Here is a 21,245-nt window from a genome sequence, read left to right as displayed (position 1 = left end):
TCCTTTGCCTGCCTCCCTCGGCGGAGAGGGCTTCTGAACTTGCGTGATGCAAGTGAGTGTAGGCCGGGTGACTTGCATCACGCAAGTGGTAGAGTCGAGCCATGCTAGGGAAGTCTTACGACACGCAGGTGTGCTCGATCGCGCGATCACTCGAGCTCGTCGGCGAGCGGTGGAGTCTGCTCATCATCCGCGACGCCCTGTTCGCCGGGGTGACGCGCTTCGGCGACTTCCAGCACAACCTCGGGATCGCGACAAACGTGCTCACGTCCCGGCTGGATTCGTTCGTCACCAGCGGCATCATGGAGCGCGCAGGTTCCGCCGACTACATCCTCACGGCCAAGGGCCGCGCACTCGCGGTCGCGCTCATCGCGCTCACCGAGTGGGGCGACACCTGGGCGTCCCCTATCGAACCGCCGATCCTGTACCGGCACGCCGTCTGCGGTGACGGCGCGGTGCACGCGGTCGCAACATGCGAGGCGTGCGGCATTGTGCCCGCGGAGGAGGTCGCGATCCGCCTCGGCCCCGGCATGCCTGCCGATTATCCCTCCACGCGACGCGGAGGAACCCGCGCGAACTGATCGGGCGCGCGGCCTGCGAAGCCCCTGCACCGCCGCCACTCCCCCGGCGTAGCATGACTCATATGGCCGACACATGGATTCGGCTCCTCGGTCCGCCCAGGATCGAGTCCGCTGGCACCCCACCCCGGCAGCCCAGGGGCCGCAAGGCTTGGGCTGTGCTGGCCTACCTCGCGCTGCAACCGGACGGCACCGGCCGCGCCCGGACGGCGGCCCTGCTGTTCCCCGACGCCGAGGACCCCCTCGGTGCCCTGCGCTGGAACCTCTCCGAGCTGCGGCGGACCCTCGGCACGGACTCGGTCGGCGGCGATCCGCTGCGGCTCGCAATGCCGGCCGGATGGCACTGCGACGTCCTCGCGGTCCTGCACCCCGCCGGCGACGCCGACCCCCGCGCGTTCGATGGCCAGCTCCTGGAGGGCCTGTCCTTCGCGGACTGCCCCGTGTTCGAGTCGTGGCTGGAGGACCAGCGGCACCGGCTCGAGAACTGCGTGCTGGCGCTGCTCTACGAGGCGTCGCTCGGTGCGCTGTCGGCGGGAAGGGCGGACGACGCCGTCGACCTCGCCACCCGCGCGCTGCGCCTGGACCCGTTCAACGCCGACTGCCACGCCGTGCTGATCAAGGCCCTGCTCTCCCTGGGCGAGTACCGGCGGGCGCGGGAGCAGGCGGACAAGTGCCGGGACCTTTACCGCCGGGAGCTCGGGCTCGGGCTGCCCGCGGAGGTGCGCCGGGCGCTGGCGGACGCGGACCCCGCGGCCGAGCCGGGGATGCCGGCCAGTGCGGCCACGGTGCGGTCCTACCTCGACGCCGCCGGGGCGTCGCTCTCGGCGGGTTCGGTGGACCGCGGGCTGGAGCAGCTGCGGCTCGCCGTCGGGCTCGCCCAGCGCACCGATGATCATCATCTGCTCGCCGAATCCCTGGTCACGCTGTCCGGGGCCATGATCCACCAGGCCGGCGGCCGGGGAGCCGAGGTGGCCGATCTCCTGCACCGCGCGCTGTCCGCGGAAGGGCCCGACGGCGTCTCCCGGACTGCCGCTACCGCCTTCCGCGAGCTGGGCTACTTGTCCGTGCAGCGCGGCGTTCCGGACCGCGCGGCCGGCTGGCTGGACCGGGCGACGCGCGCGGCGCAGGGAATCCCGGACGAGCAGGCACGGATCCTGGCGATCCAGGGCATGCTGGCCTCGGACACCGCACACTATGGGGACGCGGTGACGGCCTTCACCGAATCCGGGAGGCTGGCCCGGGAGGTCGGGAACCGGCGGCAGCAGGCGTTCAGCGAGGCCCTGCTGGGTCGAGTGCACCTGCTGCGGGGGGACCTGGAGCTGGCGGCCGCCTGTCTGGACCGGGCCCTGGACTGGGTGGCGGGGGAACACTGGACGGCGTTCGAGCCGTTCGTCGCCGGAGTCCGGGGCGAAACCTACCTCGCCGCGGGCCGGCTGGACGCCGCGGCGGACCTGATCGACCGGTCCTGGGTCATGGCCGAGCTCGCCGGCGACCACTGCTACATGGCTCTGGCGGCAGGCGCCGAAGCCCGGCTGTTCCTGGCGCACGGCGACCTCGCCGCCGCAGAGCACTGGATCAACCGCGGCCTGGAACCCACGCCGTGGTACCTCTGGTATTCGGCCCGGCTGCTCGATGTTGCCGCGGAAGTCGCCATCGCCACCGGATCCCCGCGTGCTGCCGAGTTCGTCGAGCGCCTGGCCGCGCTGGCCAGCCGCAGCGGGATGCGGGAGTTCGTGGTCCGGGCGCAGTCCCACCGCGCGGTCCTCGGCGACGAGGCTGCCGCCCAGACCGTGCCGTGGCTGGCCCGGGAGATCGACAATCCCGCGCTGGCCGCCTTCCTGGACCGGCGCCACGGCGTCTCGCTGTGATCCGGTTGGTTGGCACGTGACGGCGTCGTACTCGTTCCGTGGCGAGCTGTGGCACTATCCCGAGGAATCCGGGTGGCATTTCATTACGCTGCCCACGGAGCTGGCCGAAGAGCTCCGGGACGACGCCGCCCCGTTCGCCAAGGCCTTCGGTTCGGTCAAGGTGACCGCTTCGATCGCCGGGCAGCGGTGGTCCACCTCGCTTTTCCCGGACACCAAGAGCGGCTCGTACCTCCTGCCGGTGAAGAAGGCCATCAGGACGGCGGCGGGCCTGCGCGCCGGAGACGAGGTCGACGTCGAACTCGATCTGGAATTCGGCAGCTGAGCGGGTCCGACACAGCACAGGTGGGTTAAACAAAAGCAGGGCCCGTCCGAAGACGGGCCCTGCTAGAAACCTAACGGTTCCGGGTATCTAAGGAAATTAGATAGCCTGGATGTTGGTGGCCTGGGGACCCTTGGGGCCCTGCTCGGTTTCGAAGGAGACCTTCTGGTTCTCTTCGAGGGAGCGGAAGCCGGAGGAGTTGATCGCAGAGTAGTGTGCGAAAACGTCCTGTGAGGAGTCATCGGGGGAAATGAAGCCGAAGCCCTTTTCAGCGTTAAACCATTTGACGGTACCAGTAGCCATTATTTTTGTCCTTCGTGAAGGTGGAGGAACTGTCCCGACTTTCGGGTCCTCCTGTTTGGGGTGCTCAAAACCGCTGCTTCAGAAGAACATGGGCTTTCGACCATGCGTACTGCCTGAACTACGAACTGCATAAACACAACAACAGGATCAACTGTACAGGAGTTTCCGGACGCAAATTACCACCGGCTAACGGGCGTCCACATGCCCACACCGAAGGCCTCGGCTACCCATCGTGCTGATCGGCATCTGGCCAGCCGCCAGGAAGTCATTCACCACGGTTGTCGGCTCCCGCTTCTCCCGCTGGCGATGCTCCATGCCGGCGTGGGGCGAAGGCGCGTTCCAGACGGGAAGCTGCGGCCGCGTACTGGGTGGCGCTGCGCACCGGATCCGTACCGCCGCGCGCGGCGGGGACGAGTCCGCCGGAGGGCGTATCCGAACCCTTCCGCAATGGGCCGCATTGAAGTTAATCTGGGTCATGGGAATGTTGCTTGGGATCGTCATCCTCCTGATGCTCTGGGTCGGCGTGTGCCTGGCCTGCATAATTCTCCCCATCGTTGCCCTCGCCAGGTATAGCCGGAGACGGCCGCGGCCACTGGCCGCGGGGTCGGGGTGGCCGCCGCGGCGAGCGGCATACGCCCCGCCCGCTGCCGTGAGGCTTGCACCCAAGACCAGACCGACCCGCCAGCAGATCGAAGCGGCCGGTCCCGTGGTGGAGCCTAAGTGGACCGGGACCTACAGGTGGCGCGTCGGCCAGGACAAGAAAGCCTGGGACCGCGACTTCAAGGAAGCCGAGCAACTGGCAGAGGCCAGGCTTGCCCCGCCGGGCCGGGGGTCTACATTTTGAATGACACGGCTGCGCCCTGATCCGGCGGGTAAGGTGTTCCGCCCCAGGGCTTGGGCCTTGTGACCGGCGGCAGTAGAGCCAGCGTCTGCAGGCCCCCGCCTGTCCCGTGCCCGGCCGCAGGCATATCCTGCAGGAAGACCAGTCCGCGACCTGTTACCGGAGGAAGATCCATGGAAATGCCGAAAGCGTCCGACGCCGACAAGGAGCACTTCCGCTCGGTGCTCCCGGACCATCCCGAGGTGGTCGTCAAGCCAATGTTTGGGAACCTTGGGGCGTTCGTGCACGGCAACATGTTCGCCGGCTTGTTCGGTCCCACCATTGGAGTGAAGCTGGCCGAGGCAGATAAAGAGGCGCTTGAAAGCACCGAGCGGACCGTTCCGTTCGGGCCGCCGGAGCGCCCCATGGGCGGCTATACGGGCTTGCCGGAATTCTGGAACGCCGAGGGCGACGGCGATGAGGCGCGGGCCAAGGCCTGGGTGGAGAAAGCATTCGAGTACGTGGCCGGGCTGCCGCCCAAGGAGCCGAAGGTTTCTAAGCCCCGGCCCAAGAAGTTGCAAGGCTAGGGCAGGACGACATTCACGAGTTCTGACCGGCTGCCGGTCTCCAGGTCCTCGGTAAGGGCCAGCGCACCGATCTGGGGGCAGTGATACTTGTACTCCCGGGAGTTCTTTTCAAGCGGCGTCCAGTCGTAGACCTTGACGCAGTCGGTGTACGTGCCTGATTTGGTGGAGACGGTCTCGCCGGTAGCTACGGTGTCCCGCATGTCTTCCGCGTGACCGGGGTAGAATTCCTGCCGGTAGGAATCGCCGACGCGCTGGTCGGCCTTCATCCAGATGCCGGCTTTTGCCCCGTCTTTTCCATGGAGAAAGCTGCCGGAGTGGCTTACCAACATTCCATTTGAGTAGTTGTTCACGTCCTCGCCGAAGTACCAGACGTCCCCGTTTTTGTGTTGCGCCAGGTAATCCCGGGTTTCCTCTACCAATTGCCCGTTCTTGTACTCCTTATCCAGATAGACCACCGTCTCCACACCCTCTATGGTCTTGGTCTCTGGCAGGATTTCGATCTCGATCCTCTCGGTGACTCTTCCTTGTTCGGTGGTCTCGTAAGTCAGTTTTTTGCCGACCGGGAGGGCGAAGTATTTGTTGGTGATTTCAGTAGTGAAATCGGCGGGGATGATCTGCGGGTTGTACTCGGTGGCCCTACTCCCTTTTGTCTTGTCGAAGACAAATAATGTCGTCCCACCAACAACCAGCAACAGGACGATCACCCCAAAGAAGGTTTTGGTTCGCCGATTCATGACCTTTCCCACTCCTTCTGAGTAGAAATTCCTGTCGGGGGTCAAAGCGCCGTTGCTGCCCATGCCCCTAGGAAAAAGGTAGCGGTCCGGACTGAACCGGAACACCCTCGACGAAGACCACGCTTGGAGAGGCACCACCTCCCGCAGTGCCAGCGAAGGTACGATCTGTCTCAGCGAGCGGGACGCCGCCCGGCTTTATTTGGCCGGAGTCTTTATGGGGGAGACCAAATGCTTGAATTGAAACGCATCTACTGGACGCGCCAATTACTCCGGTTGGCCATGGCCGCGTTGACGGTGTGGATCCTCGCCGCTGCCATCCTGTCGCTCGTGGCGCGTTCCGGGTACGCAACTGCGGTACGAGCACCCACGACCGTCACAGCCGTCTTTACAGGGATGTTCGAGGGCGTGCTGGCGGCCGTCACGCTTCCAGGCGTCCTCGCCGTCGTCCTGACCATTTGCGCGTCGGTCCTCCGCGCACGGGACGTCAAGCGCCGCGATCCGGTCCGGCGCTTCAGCCGCCAGCAGCGCCGCGAAGGCATGTCGCGGGCAGACGGCCAGTGCGAGATGGAGGCGGCCTTCCGCAGCCGCTGTGCCCGTCCGGCGGAACACGGTGACCATTTCTACCCGTGGTCCAAGGGCGGATCCACCAGCCTGCGGAACTTCGTCGCCGCGTGCAGCAGGTGCAACCGCGCGAAAGGCGCGCAGATCCCGTCGCCCGGCCAGCAGGAAAGACTGGAACGACGACGGCGGACGTACGTAACGCTCGAAGATGCGGTTGCCGTCGGCGAACGGCAGCCGCTCCCGAACTGAAACGAAATCCGGCTCCGCAGTGGGTCAACACCCTGGCGATCGGGGCCGGGCAGGCCGGGCTGACCACCAGCTACGGGCGAACCAAGAGCGAAATGCAGAGCTATTGCAGTTGACACAAATTAATGGCGTAAATGACAGATTTTGTTGAGTAGAGAAGTCTATATCGAACGCGAGTTCCAGTGCTAAGGTCGGCGAGAACTTTCATCTGAATCTGATTTGTGGGGGCACAAATGAATACACGCTTTGAGCGCAAAGATGTTCGATTTCTGGACGGAATGACTTGCCACTCGACCGACGGCAATCGGCTTTCACGAGTTTCTGGTCGGCTAGCAAAGACCGCAGTCATGGCGAGCGCTGCTCTCCTGGCGCTGACAGCGTGTGGAGGCCAAGCTGTGGCCTCACTATCGACGGCGTCAGCTTCTAGTTCCGCTACGCCAACAGCGTCAGACACAACTACTGCACCCGCAACAATCTCCTGCACCACGGAAGATTCAAGTGAAACCCACCAGCAAACTGTCTTTATCTGCACGAAGGCTGACGACGGAAAGCTGCTGTGGATGGAGCAATCAGCATCAAAACGGGCAAAGGATGCTCGGGCAGCGGCCGCCTCGCTCGCCCTCAAAGCCGCTGCCGCCAAGGCGGCTTCTGATGCAGCCGCCAAAGAAGCGGAAGCCAAGGCTGCGCAGGAACAAGCCGCGGCGGAAGCCGCACGCCAAGAGGCTGCAGCCGCGGAAACCGCCCGCCAACAGGCTGCAGCCGCTGAAGCCGCACAACAGCAGGCTGCAGCCGCGGCGGCTGCCGCAGCCAAAGTTCAAACCCCCGTTCGGCCGGTTGTCCCAGCAGCTCCCTCTGGATGCGATAGCAACTATTCAGGTGCATGCGTACCGATCGCTTCAGACGTGGACTGCGCCGGCGGGAGTGGCAACGGTCCAGCGTACGTGCGAGGACCAGTGACCGTCGTCGGAAGTGACATCTACGGCTTGGACCGCAACGGTGACGGTGTTGGCTGCGAATAGCGCGATCAACTCCATACAGCACGTAACCCGTCCGTGATCCTCCACCGGCATGGGGATAGCTGCCTTGCGGGGCCTCAAGATGCCAGGCAGTTGCGGGGAACGGTGGCAGCGCTGATGACGGCGACCTGAAACGACGCCGCGGACATATCCTGCCAACAAGGCCAGCCCTGCACATTGGCTACGGGAGAAGAACTCTGGAGACCCCGACGGCCGCCCGACATGCGGATCCGCAAAGCATCAACACCCTGGTGGTCGGGGCCGCGATGCCGAATAAATTGCACAGCACATCGCCGAGAATAATGCACCGAACATCGCCGCCCGGTGAATGCGACATTCGAGAGAGGGGCGGCTATCCCGCGCAGGGCCCGTCGAAGTCCACGGGCACGGCGAGGCCGGCCGAGCTGAACCATTCCCTGGCCAATGCCTGGACCGCGGGCATCGCGAGTCGCTCGGCAACAAGGTCCGGCGGCCCGTCGAACACGGACTTCCCCTCCTCCGCGAGGTCCCCGGTGCCGCTGCCGGCGAGGAGCAAGAAAAGGGCGGGCTGGTCCAGGAAGGGAAGCTTCCCGCCGTCGCCGTCGGTCAGCACGCCCCAGCGCGAGGTGAACAGCGAAAACTCCTCCGGACGATCCCCGTGGTCCGCCACGAGCGGGCAGGCCTCGCCGTCGAGCCGGATCCGCCGGTAGTTGGGCTCCGTGTCGTCGAGGGCCATCAGTTGGACATCGTCCAGCCACGAAAGCCAGACCGCTGTGCACTCCCCCATCAGCGGATACGGGGCGGCGGCGATGTAGCCGGCCTTGCTCACGTGGGCGGAGTGGCCAACGGCGATGTTGTGGAGCTGGCCCCGGACCAGCGGCAGGACCGCGCTGACGGGCTGGTGGTAGCTGGCGAATTTCCGCCGCATCACGTCGGCGCTTGAATTCGAGCCGATGGAGACCACCAGGGAACGGGCTTCCAGCGGTGCCGCGCTGGCTTGCGCGAGGGCTTCATCCAGCCCGGCTGAAGGCTCCATGGGCCGGAATTCATTGCCGTCCATGACACCCGAGGCCGCGGGCGGATCCCACGGATACAGCAGCGGATCGAGATGGCCGGCGCCGCCGGCCCCGCTCAGTCCCATGGGCTCGGCCGGGTGACGCCGTCGGCATCGTGCTGGAGACTCATCAGGGGGCCCGCTTTCGTGGTCGGTACTTCCAGTGTCCCGCACTTTGGGGAAAGCGAACCTTCGGAGCTTTAGGAGCCGGCCACCCCCGCCGCTTCGGTTCGAGGCCTTTCCCGCGAGTGGGCCTTGTCCAACAAACACGTCACACCCCGCGGTACGCTGAGATCCCCGAACAAACGCAAGCGAGGCAAAACGTGCACGAGGACGCCGTCCGGTTCCTGTCCCAGCCGGTGGAGGCCCAGCCCGGCTCGCCCCTCCGGGTGGCCGTGTACTCCCGGATCGCCGAGGCCATCCGCAACAGCCTGCTCACCCCCGGCTCGATGCTCCCCACAGAGACGGAGCTCGGCGCGGACATGAAGGTCAGCCGCACCGTGGTCCGCGAGGCCCTGATGCTGCTCGAGGAGGACGGCCTCATTAGGGCCCGCCGGGGCGTCGGCCGGTTCGTCGCCGACACCCTCCCCCGCATCGGCATTGAACGCATCCGGCCCTTCGAGGAAGTCCTCGGCGGCCCCGGCCGGCAAGTGGAAATCAAACGCATCCAGGTGGTGCGGCAGCCGGCCTCCGAATTCGCGGCCCCGGGCGTCGGGATCGAGCCCGGCGAGGACTGCTGGTTGTGGGAATCCGTCCTGATCAGGGACGGCGAGCCCATCGCCCAACTGCAGGAAAACATCTCCGCCCTTCCCGTCCGGTTCGCCGGCGGTGCCGCCGCGCCGCTGGAAATTAACGACGACGGCGGCACCACCCTGCTTGCCGCCCTCACCAAGGCGGCGGGTAGGGGCCTCGGCCCGGGCGAGTGCCAGATCAGCCTGAGCCAGGTGGGTCCGAGCCGCGCGAAGCTGCTGGACCTGCGCGCCCCGGACCCGGTCCTTGTGCTCACGCAGTACGTCAAACACGCGAACCGGCCCTTCTACCTGGCCAAATGCCTCATCGCGGACCGGGCCGGACACCTCTCGGTGATGCAGTCGCTCTAGCCTTAGCGAACGGCTTTGTCTGCATTCACGCGGCCGTTCGCCCAGAAGGTGCCGGTGCCGGAAATCTTGTCGGCGGTCGATTCGACGTTTGCACGCACTGACGTGTTCGTCGCACCGGGGTGGGAGCTCCAGGCAAGCGCGGCCGTTGCGGCGACGACGGCGGAGGACATGGAGGTCCCGTTGCCGACGTCGTAACCGAAGGAGCGGTTGTTCTGTGTTCCGAGGACAAAGGGGTGGTTGGGGAAGGTTGAGTAGACATTGACGCCGGGTGCTGCGATGTCCACCCAGCTGGCCCCGTAGGTGGAGAACGATGCCTTGGCGTCGGCGTTGTCGGTGGCGGCGACGGCAATGACGTTGAGGTACGCGCCGGGGTAGATCTTGCTCTGGTTGCCTCCGTTGCCTGCTGCGGCAACGAGCACCACGCCCTTGCTCCAGGCGTTGTTGATGGCCGTCTCGAGGGTGCGTGACGCCCGCACTCCCAGGCTCATGTTGATCACCTTCGCACCGTTCGTGACAGCCCAGTCGATGCCGTTGGCAAGGCTCGAGCTGGATCCGACACCGCTGTCGTTGAGCACCTTGCCGGCCAGGACCGAGCAGCCCGGGCACACGCCGGCGACACCGATCGTGTTGTTGGCGCTGGCGCCGACGAGGCCGGCCACGTGGGTACCGTGGCCGTAATTGTCTTCGTTGGTTGCCGCAGTGCTGAAGTTGGCCCGCAGTGCAACCTTCGGGTTGATGTCGGGGTTGTCGCTGGCAACACCGGAATCGAGAACAGCAACCTTGATGCCGCTCCCGGTGGTGACGGTCCAGGCTTCGACGGCGTCCACATCGGCGTCCGGGGTGGACCCGGCCACGGTCAGCGTGCCGGCCGTGTTCGTAAACGATTGGCCCGTGTTCTGCAGGGCGTACTGGCGGGGGAAATACTGGTCATCCGTCGCGGCAGTGACCGTCTCGTCCGGCTCGGCGTATTCGACGGCCGGGTTGCGGCTCAGAGCGTCGATGAGTTGGGATTCCTTGCCGGCCGGGACATTGACCACGTGAGCGCCGGTGCTGCCGACACCCGGGCCTTCACTGAGGCCATGCTGGCGTAGGACGTCCGCTGCCGCCCCGTTATCGCGGAACTTGACGAGGATCTGACCCGTGATCTGCTGCGGCTCCGTTGCCGCGTTGCCCGGGACAGCTGCGGTGACCGCACCAAGAGCCAGGACCACCGCTCCGAAGCCGGCTATAACAAGTTTTTTCATACGGAGCATCTTGTCCCGAATCTGCACCGGCCGGAAGCGTCTGCCGGAAAATTACCCTTGCGGGTCATGTGCACAGATGCCGCCCTTGGGTCGCGCCACGGGCGGCATCTGTCCACAAACACGCGGCGGCCGGGATTCAGGCCGGCAGTTCAGGCCGGTGACGGGACGGCGGAGGCGAGCCGCGCCGTCGGACTTTCGGAACTTTCAGAAAATGACAGCAGCACCTCCACCAGGTGCGGCGCGAAGTCGCGGTCGAGCTCCAGCACGACCCGGCAGCGGGGGCCGGGCTGCTCCGGGTAGTCCATGTACCGCCCGCGGAGGTCGCAGATGGTCTGGCCGCGTCCCGGCCCGGATGTGGTGTCGACGTCGACTGTCACCACCGGCGCCACCGCCGCGCTGACGCCGCCCACGGCGAGGGCCGCGGCGAGGGGGTCGTGCATCGCCGAGCAGGCCCGGCCGAACTGGCTCTCGTAGAACCGGAAGTAGTAGCCCAGCATCTCCCCCAGCGGGCCCGCCGTGGCGTCGGCCGGTTCGTAGCCGACACCCTGCCCCGCATCGGCATCGAGCGGATCCGCCCCTTCGAGGAAGTCCTGGGCGGCCCCGAACAACACATCGAGATCAAACGCATCCAACGGCAGCGGCAGCCGGCCTCCGAGTTCGTGGCCCCGGCGTGGGCGTGGAGCGCGGCGCCGATTGCTGGCTGTGGGAGTCGGTCCTGATCCGCGACGGCGAAGCCATCGCCCACCTGCAGGAAACATCTCCGCGCTCCCGGTCAGCCTGGGCAGCAGTTCCGCTGCGCCGGCGCCGCTAGAGATGGAAGACGACGACGGCACCCTGCTCGCCAGCCTCAATAGCCGCTTCGGTAGGGTACTGGGTCCCGGCGAATGCCAGACCAGCCTCAGCCAGGTGGGGCCGAGCCGCGCCAAGCTGCTCGACCTGCGCGCCCCGGATCCGGTGCTCGTGCTGACGCAGTACGTCAAGCACGCTCGCGTGCACTATTTGTGGCGTCTCGTTGGCCTGTTGCGGAACCGGGTGCGGGCGTCCAAAATGACCTCATGCCTGACGAGTCCTCCTCCGCACCGGTTCGCGAAGAGCTGCAGTTGAGCCGTGCCGATGCGTATGCCCGCGGCCGCCAACTGCGCCGGACCACGCCGCGTAGTGCACTGGCCGAGCGGAGCACGGCACAGCGTGACGCCGTCGCTCATATCCGCGAACAGAACGAAGACCGCAATCAGGAACTGGTGCCCCTGCGCATGGAGCGCATGCTCGAGAACCCCTTCGCGTTCTACCGAGGGACGGCCGGGCTGATGGCCATGGACCTCGCCCGCGACCCGCACTCGGGGATCGTGGTCGCGGCATGCGGTGACGCGCACATCAGCAACTTCGGCTTCTATGCCTCCCCGGAACGCAAACTCGTCTTCGACCTCAATGACTTCGACGAGGCCGGCGCAGCCCCGTGGGACTGGGACCTCAAACGGCTCGTCACGAGCGTGGTGGTCGGCGGAATGCACGCCGAGTACACGGAACGCGAGGTGCGCAAGGCAGCACAAGGGACCGTAGGGGCGTATCGCAGCGCACTGACGACGATGTTGGAACGAAACCCGTACGAGCGCTACTACATGCATAGCAACATCAAATTCGCCCGCAGCCTCCTGAGCGCGGACGCCCAGAAGGTGCTGCACCACGCGATCAGGGCGGCCAGGAAGCGCACCAACCAGCGGGCCGTGCGTCGCACGACGCAGATAGACCACGACGGTCGCCTGCGTTTCGTTGAACGGCCTCCGGCAATGACGACTGCGCCCGTGCAGAACACCGACGTGGTACCGCGCCTGTTCGCCGAATACCGCCGCACGGTCAGTCTCGACGTCCGCACCGTTCTGGCCCAGTACACCCCCACCGATCTGGCCCGCCGTGTGGTCGGCGTCGGGAGCGTCGGGACCCGTTGCTTCCTGCAGTTGCTGCAGTCCCCCGATGGGGATGCGCTGCTGCTCCAGGTGAAGGAGGCCGGGCAGTCAGTGTTGCAACGTTACGGCGGCATCCCGCAGCCCAGCAGCGCGCAGGATGTGGCAGAGCATGGTCAGGGTACCCGCGTGGTCCAGCTCCAACGGGTGCTGCAGGCAGTGTCGGATCCGTTCCTAGGGCATCTGCAGAACGACGAACGCGACTACTACGTGCGCCAGTTCCATGACATGAAGGGATCGATCGACCTGGCGGGACTCGACTTTGTCCCGTTCTTCGACTACGTCCGCACGTGCGCACTCCTGCTCGCACGCGCCCACGCGCAAAGCCCCGCGGCAGGCCAGATCCTCGGTTACCTGGGGCAATCGGAGGCCGCCACCGAAGCTGTTGTCGACTGGTCGTTCAGCTACGCCCGGCAATCGCTGCTCGACTATGAGGCCCTTCGCGCTGCGCCCTGACCGTCAGGTGCAAGCTCCAAGTCGTGCAAGGCCGGCACAACGGTGAGCAGCTGGTTCCTAGTAACGTCGCGCTGAGGGAACCAGTAATCGAGCGAGAGCACGAAGTCCTCAGCGGGCATCAGGCAACTTTGATCTGAGTTCTTCTACACGGGAAGCGAGGGCCTGACGCTGGTCGCGGGTGAGTCTTCTAGCCTGCAGGTCGAGGACTGCCCGGCTGGGCAACTCTCCCACACCCAACAGCTGACCCACCCGACGCCTTGCTTCGTCCACGTCCTCTGAATCCTCAATTATCTGGAAGACCTCGTCACGCCGATCCATCGCCTGCATCAGGGCATCGAGGATCATCAGTTCTTGCCGTGTCTGCCGCTCATCCTCGTCCATGCGGTGATTCTTGCACGACGGAAGTCATTGGGGCATTGCGTCCAGTGGGGGATCCTTCACCAGACAGCTCAGTTGAATCGAGGACCGAAGGCTATGGCATCCAGATCATTGCCGTTACGGTGGGCTTTGAGGGACAGGACGCTGCTGATCATGTGCGGGACGACGGAGGTTACCGCGCCGTGCTGGTCCATAAGCTGGAGACCGACTGACGGAAGGCTGGCGCCATGCGGAAACTGATCTACGGCATGAACCTGACCCTGGACGGCTACATCGCCGCGGCCGGCGACGACATCGGCTGGGGCGGGCCGAGCGACGAACTCTTCCAGTGGTGGCTCGAGCAGGAGCTGGCGAGCGGCCTGACGCTGTACGGGCGCAAGCTGTGGGAGACCATGAGCTCCTACTGGCCGACCGGCGACCAGCAGTCCAACGCCACCCCGGCGGAGATCGAATTCGCGCGGAACTGGCGGGACACGCCGAAGGTCGTGTTCTCCTCGACGATCGACACGGTCGACTGGAACACCCGCCTGGTCACCGGCGACGCGGTCGCCGAGATCACCCGGCTCAAGGCCGGGGACGGCGGGCCGATGAGCGTCGGCGGCGCAACGCTCGCCGGGGCGGCCATGCGGGCCGGGCTGATCGACGAATACGCGCTGGTCACCCATCCGGTCCTGGTGGGCGGCGGCACGCCGTTCTTCACCGCGCTGGACAATTGGGTGAATCTGAATCTGGTGGAGACGCGGACGTTTCCCGGCGGCGTGGTCCTGACCAGGTACGAGACGAGGCGCTGAGCGCGATTCCTCCGCGCGGTCGGGGACGTACATCCGCCACCAGCCGCCCCATGGCGGTGGCCAGCAGATAGTCCGGAAGGTGCTTGCGCACCGCCCCGGCGACCAGCTCTGCCCGTGGCGTGGGGTCGCTGGACCCGTCTGGCGTTCTTGGACAGATAATGCGGCTTGGGTCATTCCAAGCGTGCATTATCTGTCCAAGAGCCCGGAGCGGGAACGGACTCAGACCGGTGACGGAACCGCGGAGGCGAGCGCCGCCGTCGTACGTTCAGAACTTTCGGAAGATGACAGCAACGTCTCCACCAGGTGCGGCGCGAAGTCATCCTCAAGCGAAAGGACCACCCGGCAGCGGGCACCGGGCTGCTCGGGGTAGTCCATGTAGCGCCCGCGGAGGTCGCAGATGGTCTGCCCGCGGCCGGGTCCGGACGTGGTGTCGACGTCGACCGTCACCACCGGCGCCAACGCCGCGCTGACGCCGCCCACCGCGAGGGCCGCGGCGAGGGGGTCGTGCATCGCCGAGCAGGCCCGGCCGAACTGGCTCTCGTAGAAGCGGAAGTAGTAGCCCAGCATCTCCCCCAGCGCCCGCGGCACAGCACCGGAAGAGGCGAGCAGTTCCTGCCGGTGGCTTTCCTCGAGCACATTGGACATGGTGACGTCCAGCGGCACCAGGGTCACGTCCCAGCCGGCGGCGAACACCTCCGCGGCGGCTTCGGGGTCGTTGGCGATGTTGGCCTCGGCCACGGCGGTGACGTTCCCGGGCGCGAACGCGGCGCCGCCCATGATGGTGATGTCCTGCACCAGCGCGGGCAGCCCCGGGTCCAGGCGGAGCGCTGCGGCGATGTTGGTGAGCGGTCCGATGGCCAGGATGCGCAGCGTGCCGGGGTGTTCGTGGGCAAGCCGGACCAGCATCTCGGCGGCAGACTCGGCCGCCAGCCCGGCAGCCGCCGTCGTAAGCGTGACCTCGCCGATCCCGTTGGCGCCGTGCACCCACGGAGCTCCGCCGCCGAATGAACCGGCCTGGGGGTCGTGCGCGCCGAGGGCGACGGGGACGTGGGCGTGCCCGGCGAGCTCGAGCAGGTCCAGGGTGTTCCGGGCGCCGACGGCGGCACTGACGTTGCCGCTGACGGTGCCGATCCCCCGGAGGTCCGCGTGCGGGGAGGCGAGCAGGTAGGCCAGGGCGAGGGCGTCGTCGATGCCGGTGTCGCAGTCGAGGTAGAACGGGTGGCTGGTGGGCGTGGTCATGGTTCTTCTTTCAGTTGGTGCTGGTGTGGAGGTCAGAGCTTTTCGCCCTTGGGGGCGGCGACGAAGAGGCTGACGAGGAAGGCGGCCGCGGTGATGGCGACCGAAATCCAGAGGGCGGTGGCGTAGCCGGCGGAGGTGGCCTGGGCGGCGAACGGTGCCACGAGCACGACGCCGAGGCTCGCGCCGATGCCGAAGGAGGCGCCGTTGATGCCGGGCAGGGCGGCGGGTGCTTCCTTGGGTGAGAGCAGGACGGAGAGTCCGTTGATGGCGGTGAGGAAGAGGCCGTTGTAGAAGATGCCGAGGGCCGCGATGGCGATCAGGACGGCGATCTGGTTGTCGGAGAACGTAGCCGCGGCGATGGCGCAGGCCAGGCTCAGCCCGGTTCCGGCCCGGAGGGTTTTGATCCAGCCGCGGCGGTCGGCGAGCCAGCCGGCCAGGGGTGCAGCGAAGACGCCGATCAGCGCGGCGGGGGTCAGGAACAGCAGCGCCGACAGGGAGGCGCTGAGCCCGAAGCCGTGGTGGACGTCCTGGGTGAGCAGCACCACGGTGAAGTTGATGATGGCGAAGATGCCGGCGAGGGTCAGGACGGTGGTGGCGATGACGGGCCAGACCTGGCGGGAGCGCAGGTGGTGGACGGCGATGAGCGGGTGGTTCCGCATTTTCTCGATCATCCAGAAGGCGGCGAAGGACACGACGGTTCCGGCGAGCAGCGCCAGTGCGCTGGGCGCAGTCCAGCCCGCGGCCGAGCCGTCGGAGACGAAGTAAGTGATGAAGACCAGGAACAGGGACAGCGATCCGGCGCCCCACCAGTCCATCGCACCGCGGACACCCTGGGGGCGTCCCTTCGGGACGGTTTTGATGATGCAGGCAGCGGCGATGGCCGTCAGGACGAGGACTACGACGAAGATGGACCGGAAGCCGAGGGTTTCGGCCATGAGGCCGCCGACGTAGCCGTCCGCGCCGCCCACTCCCCCGTTGATGGCGGCGATGATGCCCACGGAGGTGCCGAAGACGCGGGCCTGCAGGTTTTCGCTCAGGACGATGTAGGCCAGCGCGAAGACCGCGCTGGAGACTCCCTGCAGGAACCTGCCGGCGATGAGGAGCGGCAGGGTGGGGGCGGCGATGCAGAGAATGGTTCCCGCGCCCATGATGCCGAGGACCAGGAGCAGGGCGGCGCGGCGGCCGATGAAGTCGCTCCAGCGTCCGATGACGGGCCCGGCGATGGCGCCGGCGAGGAAGAACATGGACTGGACGGGGGCCACGCTGTCGGGTCCCTGGCCGAAGGAGGCCGCGATCTGGGGCAGCGCCGGGGTGACCATGCTGGCGTTGAGCTGGAAGGACAGCACGCCGAGCAGCAGGGTGGAGATCAGCAGGGCGGCGCGGCGGCCGCCGAGTTTTGTGGGGTCCTCGCCCTTCGGGTTTCCGACGGCGGCGGGCGGCGAGGTGGCGACTGTTGCCGGGGTGTTCACATCAAACTCCTTTGTTCTGCAGGCGGATCCTGCCTTTAGGATGTGAGTTGTTATACAACCATGTCTGACACGCAAGTACAACCATGCCGTACACTATTTCCTAATCCAGCCGCCTCTGGCTCGACCTGATAGGACTTCTTCATGAGCACTCGACTTCCTGCCGTCACCGTCGTCGGCAGCATCAACCTGGACATCATCGCCACCACGGACCGGCTGCCCACCGCCGGCGAGACCATGGGCGGCGGTGTCCTTCAGCAGCAGCCCGGCGGCAAGGGCGCCAACCAGGCCATTGCCGCCGCCCGGCTGGGCGGGAGCGCCCGGATGATCGGCGCCGTGGGCGACGACGCCCAGGGCCGTCTGATGGTCGAGTCCCTGTCCGGCGCGGGAGTGGACACCGCCGATGTGGCAGTGCTCGACGGCGGCGCGACCGGTACGGCGCTGATCGTGGTGGACCGTGACGGCGAAAACCAGATCGTGGTCTGCCCGGGGGCCAACTCAGGGTTCTCACTGGAGGGTATGGCCTTCGGCCCGGACGAGACGGTGCTGTGCCAGCTCGAGGTCGGCCTGCCCGTGGTGCAGGAAGCCGCTCGGCGCTCCGCCGGGATCTTCGTCCTGAACGCCGCACCGGCCATGGACCTGCCGGCCGAGCTGCTGGAGCGGTGCGACCTGGTGATCGTCAACGAGAGCGAGTACCAGCTGATTCCGGCCCTGGCCGACGCAAAGCTGGTGGCGGTGACGTACGGAAAGGACGGATCGGCGATGCTCGAGCGCGGGCGACGGTTGGCAGAGGCCCCCGCTTCGGCCGTGACGGTCGCGAACACCATCGGTGCGGGCGACGCGTTTTGCGCGGCTCTGGTTCTGGCGCTGCGGGCTGGGCTGGACTACTCGACGGCGCTGGCTGTGGCCAATGCCGTGGGGGCCGATGCGGTGGGCGACCCCTCGTCCCAGCCGGCGCTGGCTCCGCTGGAGACGTACATTGCCCGGGTTGCAGAAACCGGGGTTGCTTGCCGGTGAACCTGAAATTCAGACCTGCCGGGCCGGCCGACTATCCAGCGGTCCGGAGGATCACCCGGGACGCGTACCTCCGCCCCGGTCATTTCTCCGGCGGGCACCCGTACATGAGCGTGCTGGAGAACGTGGAACACCGGGCGGAGCATGCCGAGGCGTGGGTGGCCGAAGCCTCGGGCGCGGTGATCGCGGCGGTGACGCTGACCTTCGCGGGGCAGCCCTACAGCGAGATCGCCCGCGACAATGAGCTGGAGTTCCGGATGCTCGCTGTTGATCCGGCTGTTCAAGGCAACGGGGTGGGACGCGCCGTTGTCCGCCGGATCCTCGACCATGCGCAGTCATTGCCGGATATCAGCGGAATCAGCATCACGAGTGCGACGTTCATGGAACGGGCCCATGGTCTCTACGAATCCCTGGGCTTCCAGAGGGTTCCGGCCGGCGATTGGTACGTGCCCGGCGAGGATGTGCTTCTCTGGGTGTTCCGGCTGGAGGTGTAAAGAAGCCTCCCCGGGAAGCTGCTGTACGCGGCGACGATGCGGGCATATCCTGCCAACAAAGCCAGCTCTGCACATATGGCTACGGGAGAAGAACCATGGAGACCCCGACGGCCGCGCGACGTGCGGCTCCGCAAAGCGTCAACACCCTTATCATCGGGGCCGGGCAGGCTGGCCTGGCCACGAGCTACTGGCTAAGCCGGGCCGGCGTCGAACATCAGTTGCTGGAACGGCGCGACACGCTGGGCGGGGCGTGGCAGGACCGCTGGGACGCGTTTTGCCTGAACACGCCGAACTTCTCGCTCGCGCTGCCCGGCATGCCGTATGACGGCCCCGCCCCGGAAGCATTCATGCCGCGGGATGACCTCATCAGCCATTTCCGGCACTATGCGGAGCTCATCGGCGCTCCTGTCCGGACGGGTGCGGACGTCACGCGTATCGCGCCCGCGGATGGCGGGGGCTTCACCGTGGCCACCACCCGGGGCGGCTGGTGGGCCCGGAATGTGGTGCTCGCTACCGGCGGCTACCAGGAGCCGAAAATCCCCGCACTGTCGGCGCAACTGCCTGGCCACATCCTGCAACTTCACACCGACAGCTACCGCAACCCGGGCCAGTTGCCCGACGGGGCCGTGCTCATCGTTGGCACCGGCCAGTCCGGCGGCCAGATCGCCGAGGAACTGCTCGCCGTCGGCCGCGAAATCCACCTGGCGGTGTCCACCTGCCCGGAAGCACCGCGCCGGTACCGCGGCCAGGACCTCCTCTACTGGATGATGCAGCTTGCACAATTCGGCCCCGACTACGGACTGAACGGCCTCACCGTCGGGCAGCTGCCCTCCCCCGCGGCGAGGTTCGCCTGCAACCCGCTGGTGTCCGGCGCCGACGGCGGCCACGACATCCACTTGCGGGACCTCGGCCGGCGCGGCGTCCGGCTGCACGGCCATTTGGAAGCAGCCGACGACGGCGACCTCGTCTTCAGTGATGACCTTCCGGAACGCCTGGGCCTGGTGGAGGCGGCGTTCTACCAGCGGATGAAGCCGATGTTCGACAGCTATATTGCCGCCACCGGCATGTCGGCACCGGAGCCGGAGCCGCCGCGCAAGGACGACTGGCTTCCCTCGGAGCCGGCGCGGCTGAACCTCGAGGCCGCCAACGTCACGTCGGTCCTCTGGGCCACGGGCTACCGGCTGGATTTCAGCATCTTGGAAATCCCGGTGCTGGACGAATGGAACTACCCCCGGCACCACCGCGGCGTCACCGAACACCCGGGCCTGTACGCCGTCGGGCTGCCGTGGCTGACCGGGCACGGCTCGTCCATCGTGGCGGGCGTGGGCCGCGATGCCGAGTACATTGCGCAGCACATTGCGGGGAACATCGCGGGCCGGTGAAGGAGACGTTCCAGACGTGGCTACCCGGCGCAAGGCCCGTCGAAGTCCACTGGAGCGGCGAGGCCGGCCGAGCTGAACCATTCCCTGGCCCAGGCCTGGACCGCGGGAGTTGCGAGTTGCTCGACAACCAGCTCCGGCGGCCCCTCGAACACGGACTTCCCCTCCGCCAGGAGGTCCCCGGTGCCGCTGCCGGCGAGGAGCCCGAAGAGCGCAGGCTGGTCGAGGAAGGGAAGCTTCCCGCCGTCGCCGTCGGTCAGCACGCCCCAGCGCGAAGTGAACAGCGAAAACTCCTCCGGAGGTTCCCCGTGGTCCGCTTCGAGCGGGCAGGCGTCGCCGTCCAGCAGGATCCGCCGGTAGTTGGGCTCCGTTTTGTCGAGGGCCATCAGCTGGACCTCGTCCAGCCACGACAGCCAGACCGCTGTGCACTCTTCCATCAGCGGATACGGGGCGGCGGCGATGTAGCCGGCCTTGCTCACGTGGGCGGAGTGGCCAACGGCGACGTTGTGGAGCTGCCCCCGGACCAGCGGCAGGACCGCGCTGACAGGCTGGTGGTAGTTGGCGAATTTCCGCCGCATCACGTCGGCGCTTGAATTCGAACCGATGGAGACCACCAGGGAACGGGCCTCCAGCGGTGCCGCACCCGCTTGCAGGAGGGCCTCATCCAGTCCCGCTGAAAGCCCAAGGGGCCGGAACCCATTACCGTCCATGACACCGGAGGCCACGGGCGGGTCCCACGGATACAGCAGCGGATCGAGATGGCCGGCGCCGCCGGCACTGATCAGACACATGGACTCAGCCGGATGAAGCCGGCTCAAGCCGTCGGCATCCTGCTGGAGACTCATCAAGGTGGCCCGCTTTCATGGCTCGGGACTTCCATTGTCCCGTACTTTTGGGGAAGTGGACCCGAACGTGGGTTCAAATCCCACCGTCACCGCGGATGAGAAAGGCCCTTCTTCCATTGTAAACAAAGGGAAGCAGGGCCTTTTGCTTATCTGGAAGAGTCCAGCGGTAACAGAATTTTCACGGTGGCTTGGTGACGCGGCCGCCTGCTTCCCCATCGTCGCCGGGATCTGGCGGGCCGGCCCTCGGAATACGCCCGTAGTGACCGGTACGCAACTTCAACCCACCCCGTCCGGATTCCGCAAGGAAAGATCATCTATGACGTGGCGGGGTCCTCCTGCAAGACCGGCTCCCGCTGGTATGCCTTCGCCGCCACTCATGCCACGCGAGTATCCTCGGCCCCCGGGGTACGCGGAGATATCAGGCAACCTTGCTCCGGCCGAAACCGGTTCCGGCCGGAACATCGATATCCACTGTAATCTCAGACTATGTCTCAGGAGTCACTCCCCAATGTGGTCAGCCGCGGTACGAATGGAAAGCCCGCAGCGAGCGAAGCGTTGGCACGGTTTTTCGAATCCGAAACTGCTCCCGCAGGCGGCCATCTAACCATCGGCTACCCAGTTACGACGGTGTCTGAGGACAGGGGTCCTCTTGATGCCGTTTACGTGTCCCCGCGCACTGGAGTCGTAGCGTTCGACATAGTCGAAGGTGCCGACCTTGGCGACTACCAGACTCGTCAGGATGACGTCTACACCCGTCTCGAAGTCCGACTCAAATCTCATCCGTCACTTGTAGATCGACGCCGGCTAAAGGTGCAG

Annotated in this window: 22 protein-coding genes and 1 pseudogene; 12 read left to right on the top strand and 11 right to left on the bottom strand. The window is 66.4% G+C overall.

Translation table 11 applies throughout. From position 1 onward, the window contains the following. Window positions 1–101 precede the first annotated feature (101 nt). The 3 genes from LDO15_RS05265 to LDO15_RS05255 all read left to right on the top strand — a co-directional run bounded on the left by LDO15_RS05265 (window position 102) and on the right by LDO15_RS05255 (window position 2,765). Window positions 102–578 (top strand): helix-turn-helix domain-containing protein, encoded by a 477-nt coding sequence (locus tag LDO15_RS05265; protein ID WP_223984729.1) that lies wholly within the window; start codon window positions 102–104, stop codon window positions 576–578. A gap of 155 nt (window positions 579–733) precedes the next feature. Continuing rightward, window positions 734–2,443 carry a BTAD domain-containing putative transcriptional regulator gene (locus LDO15_RS05260; protein ID WP_223984726.1) on the top strand — a complete coding sequence of 570 codons (1,710 nt, stop codon included), beginning with the start codon at window positions 734–736 and terminating at the stop codon, window positions 2,441–2,443. Window positions 2,444–2,459: 16 nt separating this feature from the next. After that, the gene (locus LDO15_RS05255; protein ID WP_223984725.1) at window positions 2,460–2,765 is read left to right on the top strand and encodes a DUF1905 domain-containing protein; all 306 of its coding nucleotides are present in this window, start codon (window positions 2,460–2,462) and stop codon (window positions 2,763–2,765) included. Between the two features lie 96 nt (window positions 2,766–2,861). Here the strand turns inward: LDO15_RS05255 and LDO15_RS05250 are convergent, their stop codons facing one another. Next, window positions 2,862–3,065, bottom strand: coding sequence for a cold-shock protein (locus LDO15_RS05250; RefSeq protein ID WP_011690916.1), 204 nt, complete (start codon window positions 3,063–3,065; stop codon window positions 2,862–2,864). 649 nt (window positions 3,066–3,714) lie between these two features. On the opposite strand from LDO15_RS05250, the gene LDO15_RS05245 reads away from it, so the two are divergent. Beyond that, the gene (locus LDO15_RS05245) at window positions 3,715–3,909 is read left to right on the top strand and encodes a hypothetical protein (protein ID WP_223984724.1); all 195 of its coding nucleotides are present in this window, start codon (window positions 3,715–3,717) and stop codon (window positions 3,907–3,909) included. Between the two features lie 170 nt (window positions 3,910–4,079). Further along, entirely contained in the window at window positions 4,080–4,472 is a 393-nt protein-coding gene (locus tag LDO15_RS05240; RefSeq protein WP_223984723.1) for a TfoX/Sxy family protein, read from the top strand. Here LDO15_RS05240 and LDO15_RS05235 read toward each other — a convergent pair. Continuing rightward, the gene (locus LDO15_RS05235) at window positions 4,469–5,269 is read right to left on the bottom strand and encodes a hypothetical protein (protein ID WP_223984722.1); all 801 of its coding nucleotides are present in this window, start codon (window positions 5,267–5,269) and stop codon (window positions 4,469–4,471) included. The two genes, LDO15_RS05240 and LDO15_RS05235, sit on opposite strands and share 4 nt — an antisense overlap. A 165-nt stretch (window positions 5,270–5,434) precedes the next feature. Between LDO15_RS05235 and LDO15_RS05230 the strand changes: the two genes are divergently transcribed. Beyond that, window positions 5,435–6,016 carry an HNH endonuclease signature motif containing protein gene (locus tag LDO15_RS05230; RefSeq protein WP_223984721.1) on the top strand — a complete coding sequence of 194 codons (582 nt, stop codon included), beginning with the start codon at window positions 5,435–5,437 and terminating at the stop codon, window positions 6,014–6,016. Window positions 6,017–7,381: 1,365 nt separating this feature from the next. On the opposite strand, the gene LDO15_RS05225 is transcribed toward LDO15_RS05230, so the two are convergent. Continuing rightward, window positions 7,382–8,149: a hypothetical protein gene (locus LDO15_RS05225; protein WP_223984720.1), complete on the bottom strand. Its 768-nt coding sequence runs from the start codon at window positions 8,147–8,149 to the stop codon at window positions 7,382–7,384. A gap of 236 nt (window positions 8,150–8,385) precedes the next feature. Here LDO15_RS05225 and LDO15_RS05220 point away from each other — a divergent pair, with 236 nt between their 5' ends. After that, a complete protein-coding gene (locus LDO15_RS05220; protein ID WP_223984719.1) occupies window positions 8,386–9,162 on the top strand; it encodes a GntR family transcriptional regulator in 777 nt (258 codons plus the stop codon). 2 nt (window positions 9,163–9,164) lie between these two features. Here the strand turns inward: LDO15_RS05220 and LDO15_RS05215 are convergent, their stop codons facing one another. The 3 genes and pseudogenes from LDO15_RS05215 to LDO15_RS05205 all read right to left on the bottom strand — a co-directional run bounded on the left by LDO15_RS05215 (window position 9,165) and on the right by LDO15_RS05205 (window position 11,390). Next, a complete protein-coding gene (locus LDO15_RS05215) occupies window positions 9,165–10,406 on the bottom strand; it encodes a S8 family serine peptidase (RefSeq protein WP_223984717.1) in 1,242 nt (413 codons plus the stop codon). A gap of 149 nt (window positions 10,407–10,555) precedes the next feature. Continuing rightward, window positions 10,556–10,912: pseudogene (locus LDO15_RS05210) on the bottom strand (nucleoside hydrolase); the annotation flags it as partial. Window positions 10,913–11,213: 301 nt separating this feature from the next. Continuing rightward, on the bottom strand, window positions 11,214–11,390 hold the full coding sequence (locus LDO15_RS05205) for a hypothetical protein (RefSeq protein WP_223984715.1): 177 nt from the start codon (window positions 11,388–11,390) through the stop codon (window positions 11,214–11,216). Window positions 11,391–11,461: 71 nt separating this feature from the next. On the opposite strand from LDO15_RS05205, the gene LDO15_RS05200 reads away from it, so the two are divergent. Next, window positions 11,462–12,823 (top strand): DUF2252 domain-containing protein, encoded by a 1,362-nt coding sequence (locus tag LDO15_RS05200; protein WP_223984714.1) that lies wholly within the window; start codon window positions 11,462–11,464, stop codon window positions 12,821–12,823. 108 nt (window positions 12,824–12,931) lie between these two features. Here the strand turns inward: LDO15_RS05200 and LDO15_RS05195 are convergent, their stop codons facing one another. Beyond that, window positions 12,932–13,204 carry a DNA gyrase subunit A gene (locus tag LDO15_RS05195; protein ID WP_223984713.1) on the bottom strand — a complete coding sequence of 91 codons (273 nt, stop codon included), beginning with the start codon at window positions 13,202–13,204 and terminating at the stop codon, window positions 12,932–12,934. Between the two features lie 224 nt (window positions 13,205–13,428). Here LDO15_RS05195 and LDO15_RS05190 point away from each other — a divergent pair, with 224 nt between their 5' ends. Continuing rightward, window positions 13,429–13,992, top strand: coding sequence for a dihydrofolate reductase family protein (locus tag LDO15_RS05190; RefSeq protein WP_223984712.1), 564 nt, complete (start codon window positions 13,429–13,431; stop codon window positions 13,990–13,992). 219 nt (window positions 13,993–14,211) lie between these two features. On the opposite strand, the gene LDO15_RS05185 is transcribed toward LDO15_RS05190, so the two are convergent. Both LDO15_RS05185 and LDO15_RS05180 read right to left on the bottom strand, forming a co-directional pair. Continuing rightward, entirely contained in the window at window positions 14,212–15,231 is a 1,020-nt protein-coding gene (locus tag LDO15_RS05185; protein WP_223984711.1) for a nucleoside hydrolase, read from the bottom strand. A gap of 32 nt (window positions 15,232–15,263) precedes the next feature. Continuing rightward, entirely contained in the window at window positions 15,264–16,700 is a 1,437-nt protein-coding gene (locus tag LDO15_RS05180) for an MFS transporter (protein WP_223984709.1), read from the bottom strand. 141 nt (window positions 16,701–16,841) lie between these two features. Here LDO15_RS05180 and LDO15_RS05175 point away from each other — a divergent pair, with 141 nt between their 5' ends. The 3 genes from LDO15_RS05175 to LDO15_RS05165 all read left to right on the top strand — a co-directional run bounded on the left by LDO15_RS05175 (window position 16,842) and on the right by LDO15_RS05165 (window position 19,587). Beyond that, the gene (locus tag LDO15_RS05175) at window positions 16,842–17,714 is read left to right on the top strand and encodes a ribokinase (RefSeq protein ID WP_223984707.1); all 873 of its coding nucleotides are present in this window, start codon (window positions 16,842–16,844) and stop codon (window positions 17,712–17,714) included. Further along, entirely contained in the window at window positions 17,711–18,205 is a 495-nt protein-coding gene (locus LDO15_RS05170; protein ID WP_223984705.1) for a GNAT family N-acetyltransferase, read from the top strand. The genes LDO15_RS05175 and LDO15_RS05170 overlap by 4 nt, the downstream gene beginning before the upstream one ends. A gap of 95 nt (window positions 18,206–18,300) precedes the next feature. Beyond that, window positions 18,301–19,587, top strand: coding sequence for an NAD(P)/FAD-dependent oxidoreductase (locus LDO15_RS05165; protein WP_223984703.1), 1,287 nt, complete (start codon window positions 18,301–18,303; stop codon window positions 19,585–19,587). A 20-nt stretch (window positions 19,588–19,607) separates the two neighbouring features. Here the strand turns inward: LDO15_RS05165 and LDO15_RS05160 are convergent, their stop codons facing one another. Then, a complete protein-coding gene (locus tag LDO15_RS05160) occupies window positions 19,608–20,375 on the bottom strand; it encodes a hypothetical protein (protein ID WP_223984701.1) in 768 nt (255 codons plus the stop codon). Window positions 20,376–21,029: 654 nt separating this feature from the next. After that, entirely contained in the window at window positions 21,030–21,209 is a 180-nt protein-coding gene (locus LDO15_RS05155; protein WP_223984699.1) for a hypothetical protein, read from the bottom strand. Window positions 21,210–21,245: the final 36 nt, after the last annotated feature.

This window comes from Arthrobacter sp. NicSoilB8 (genome assembly GCF_019977355.1).
Lineage (GTDB): Bacteria > Actinomycetota > Actinomycetes > Actinomycetales > Micrococcaceae > Arthrobacter.
The sequence above is the reverse complement of the archived record's forward strand: the minus strand, read 5'-3'. Positions and strand labels throughout refer to the sequence as shown.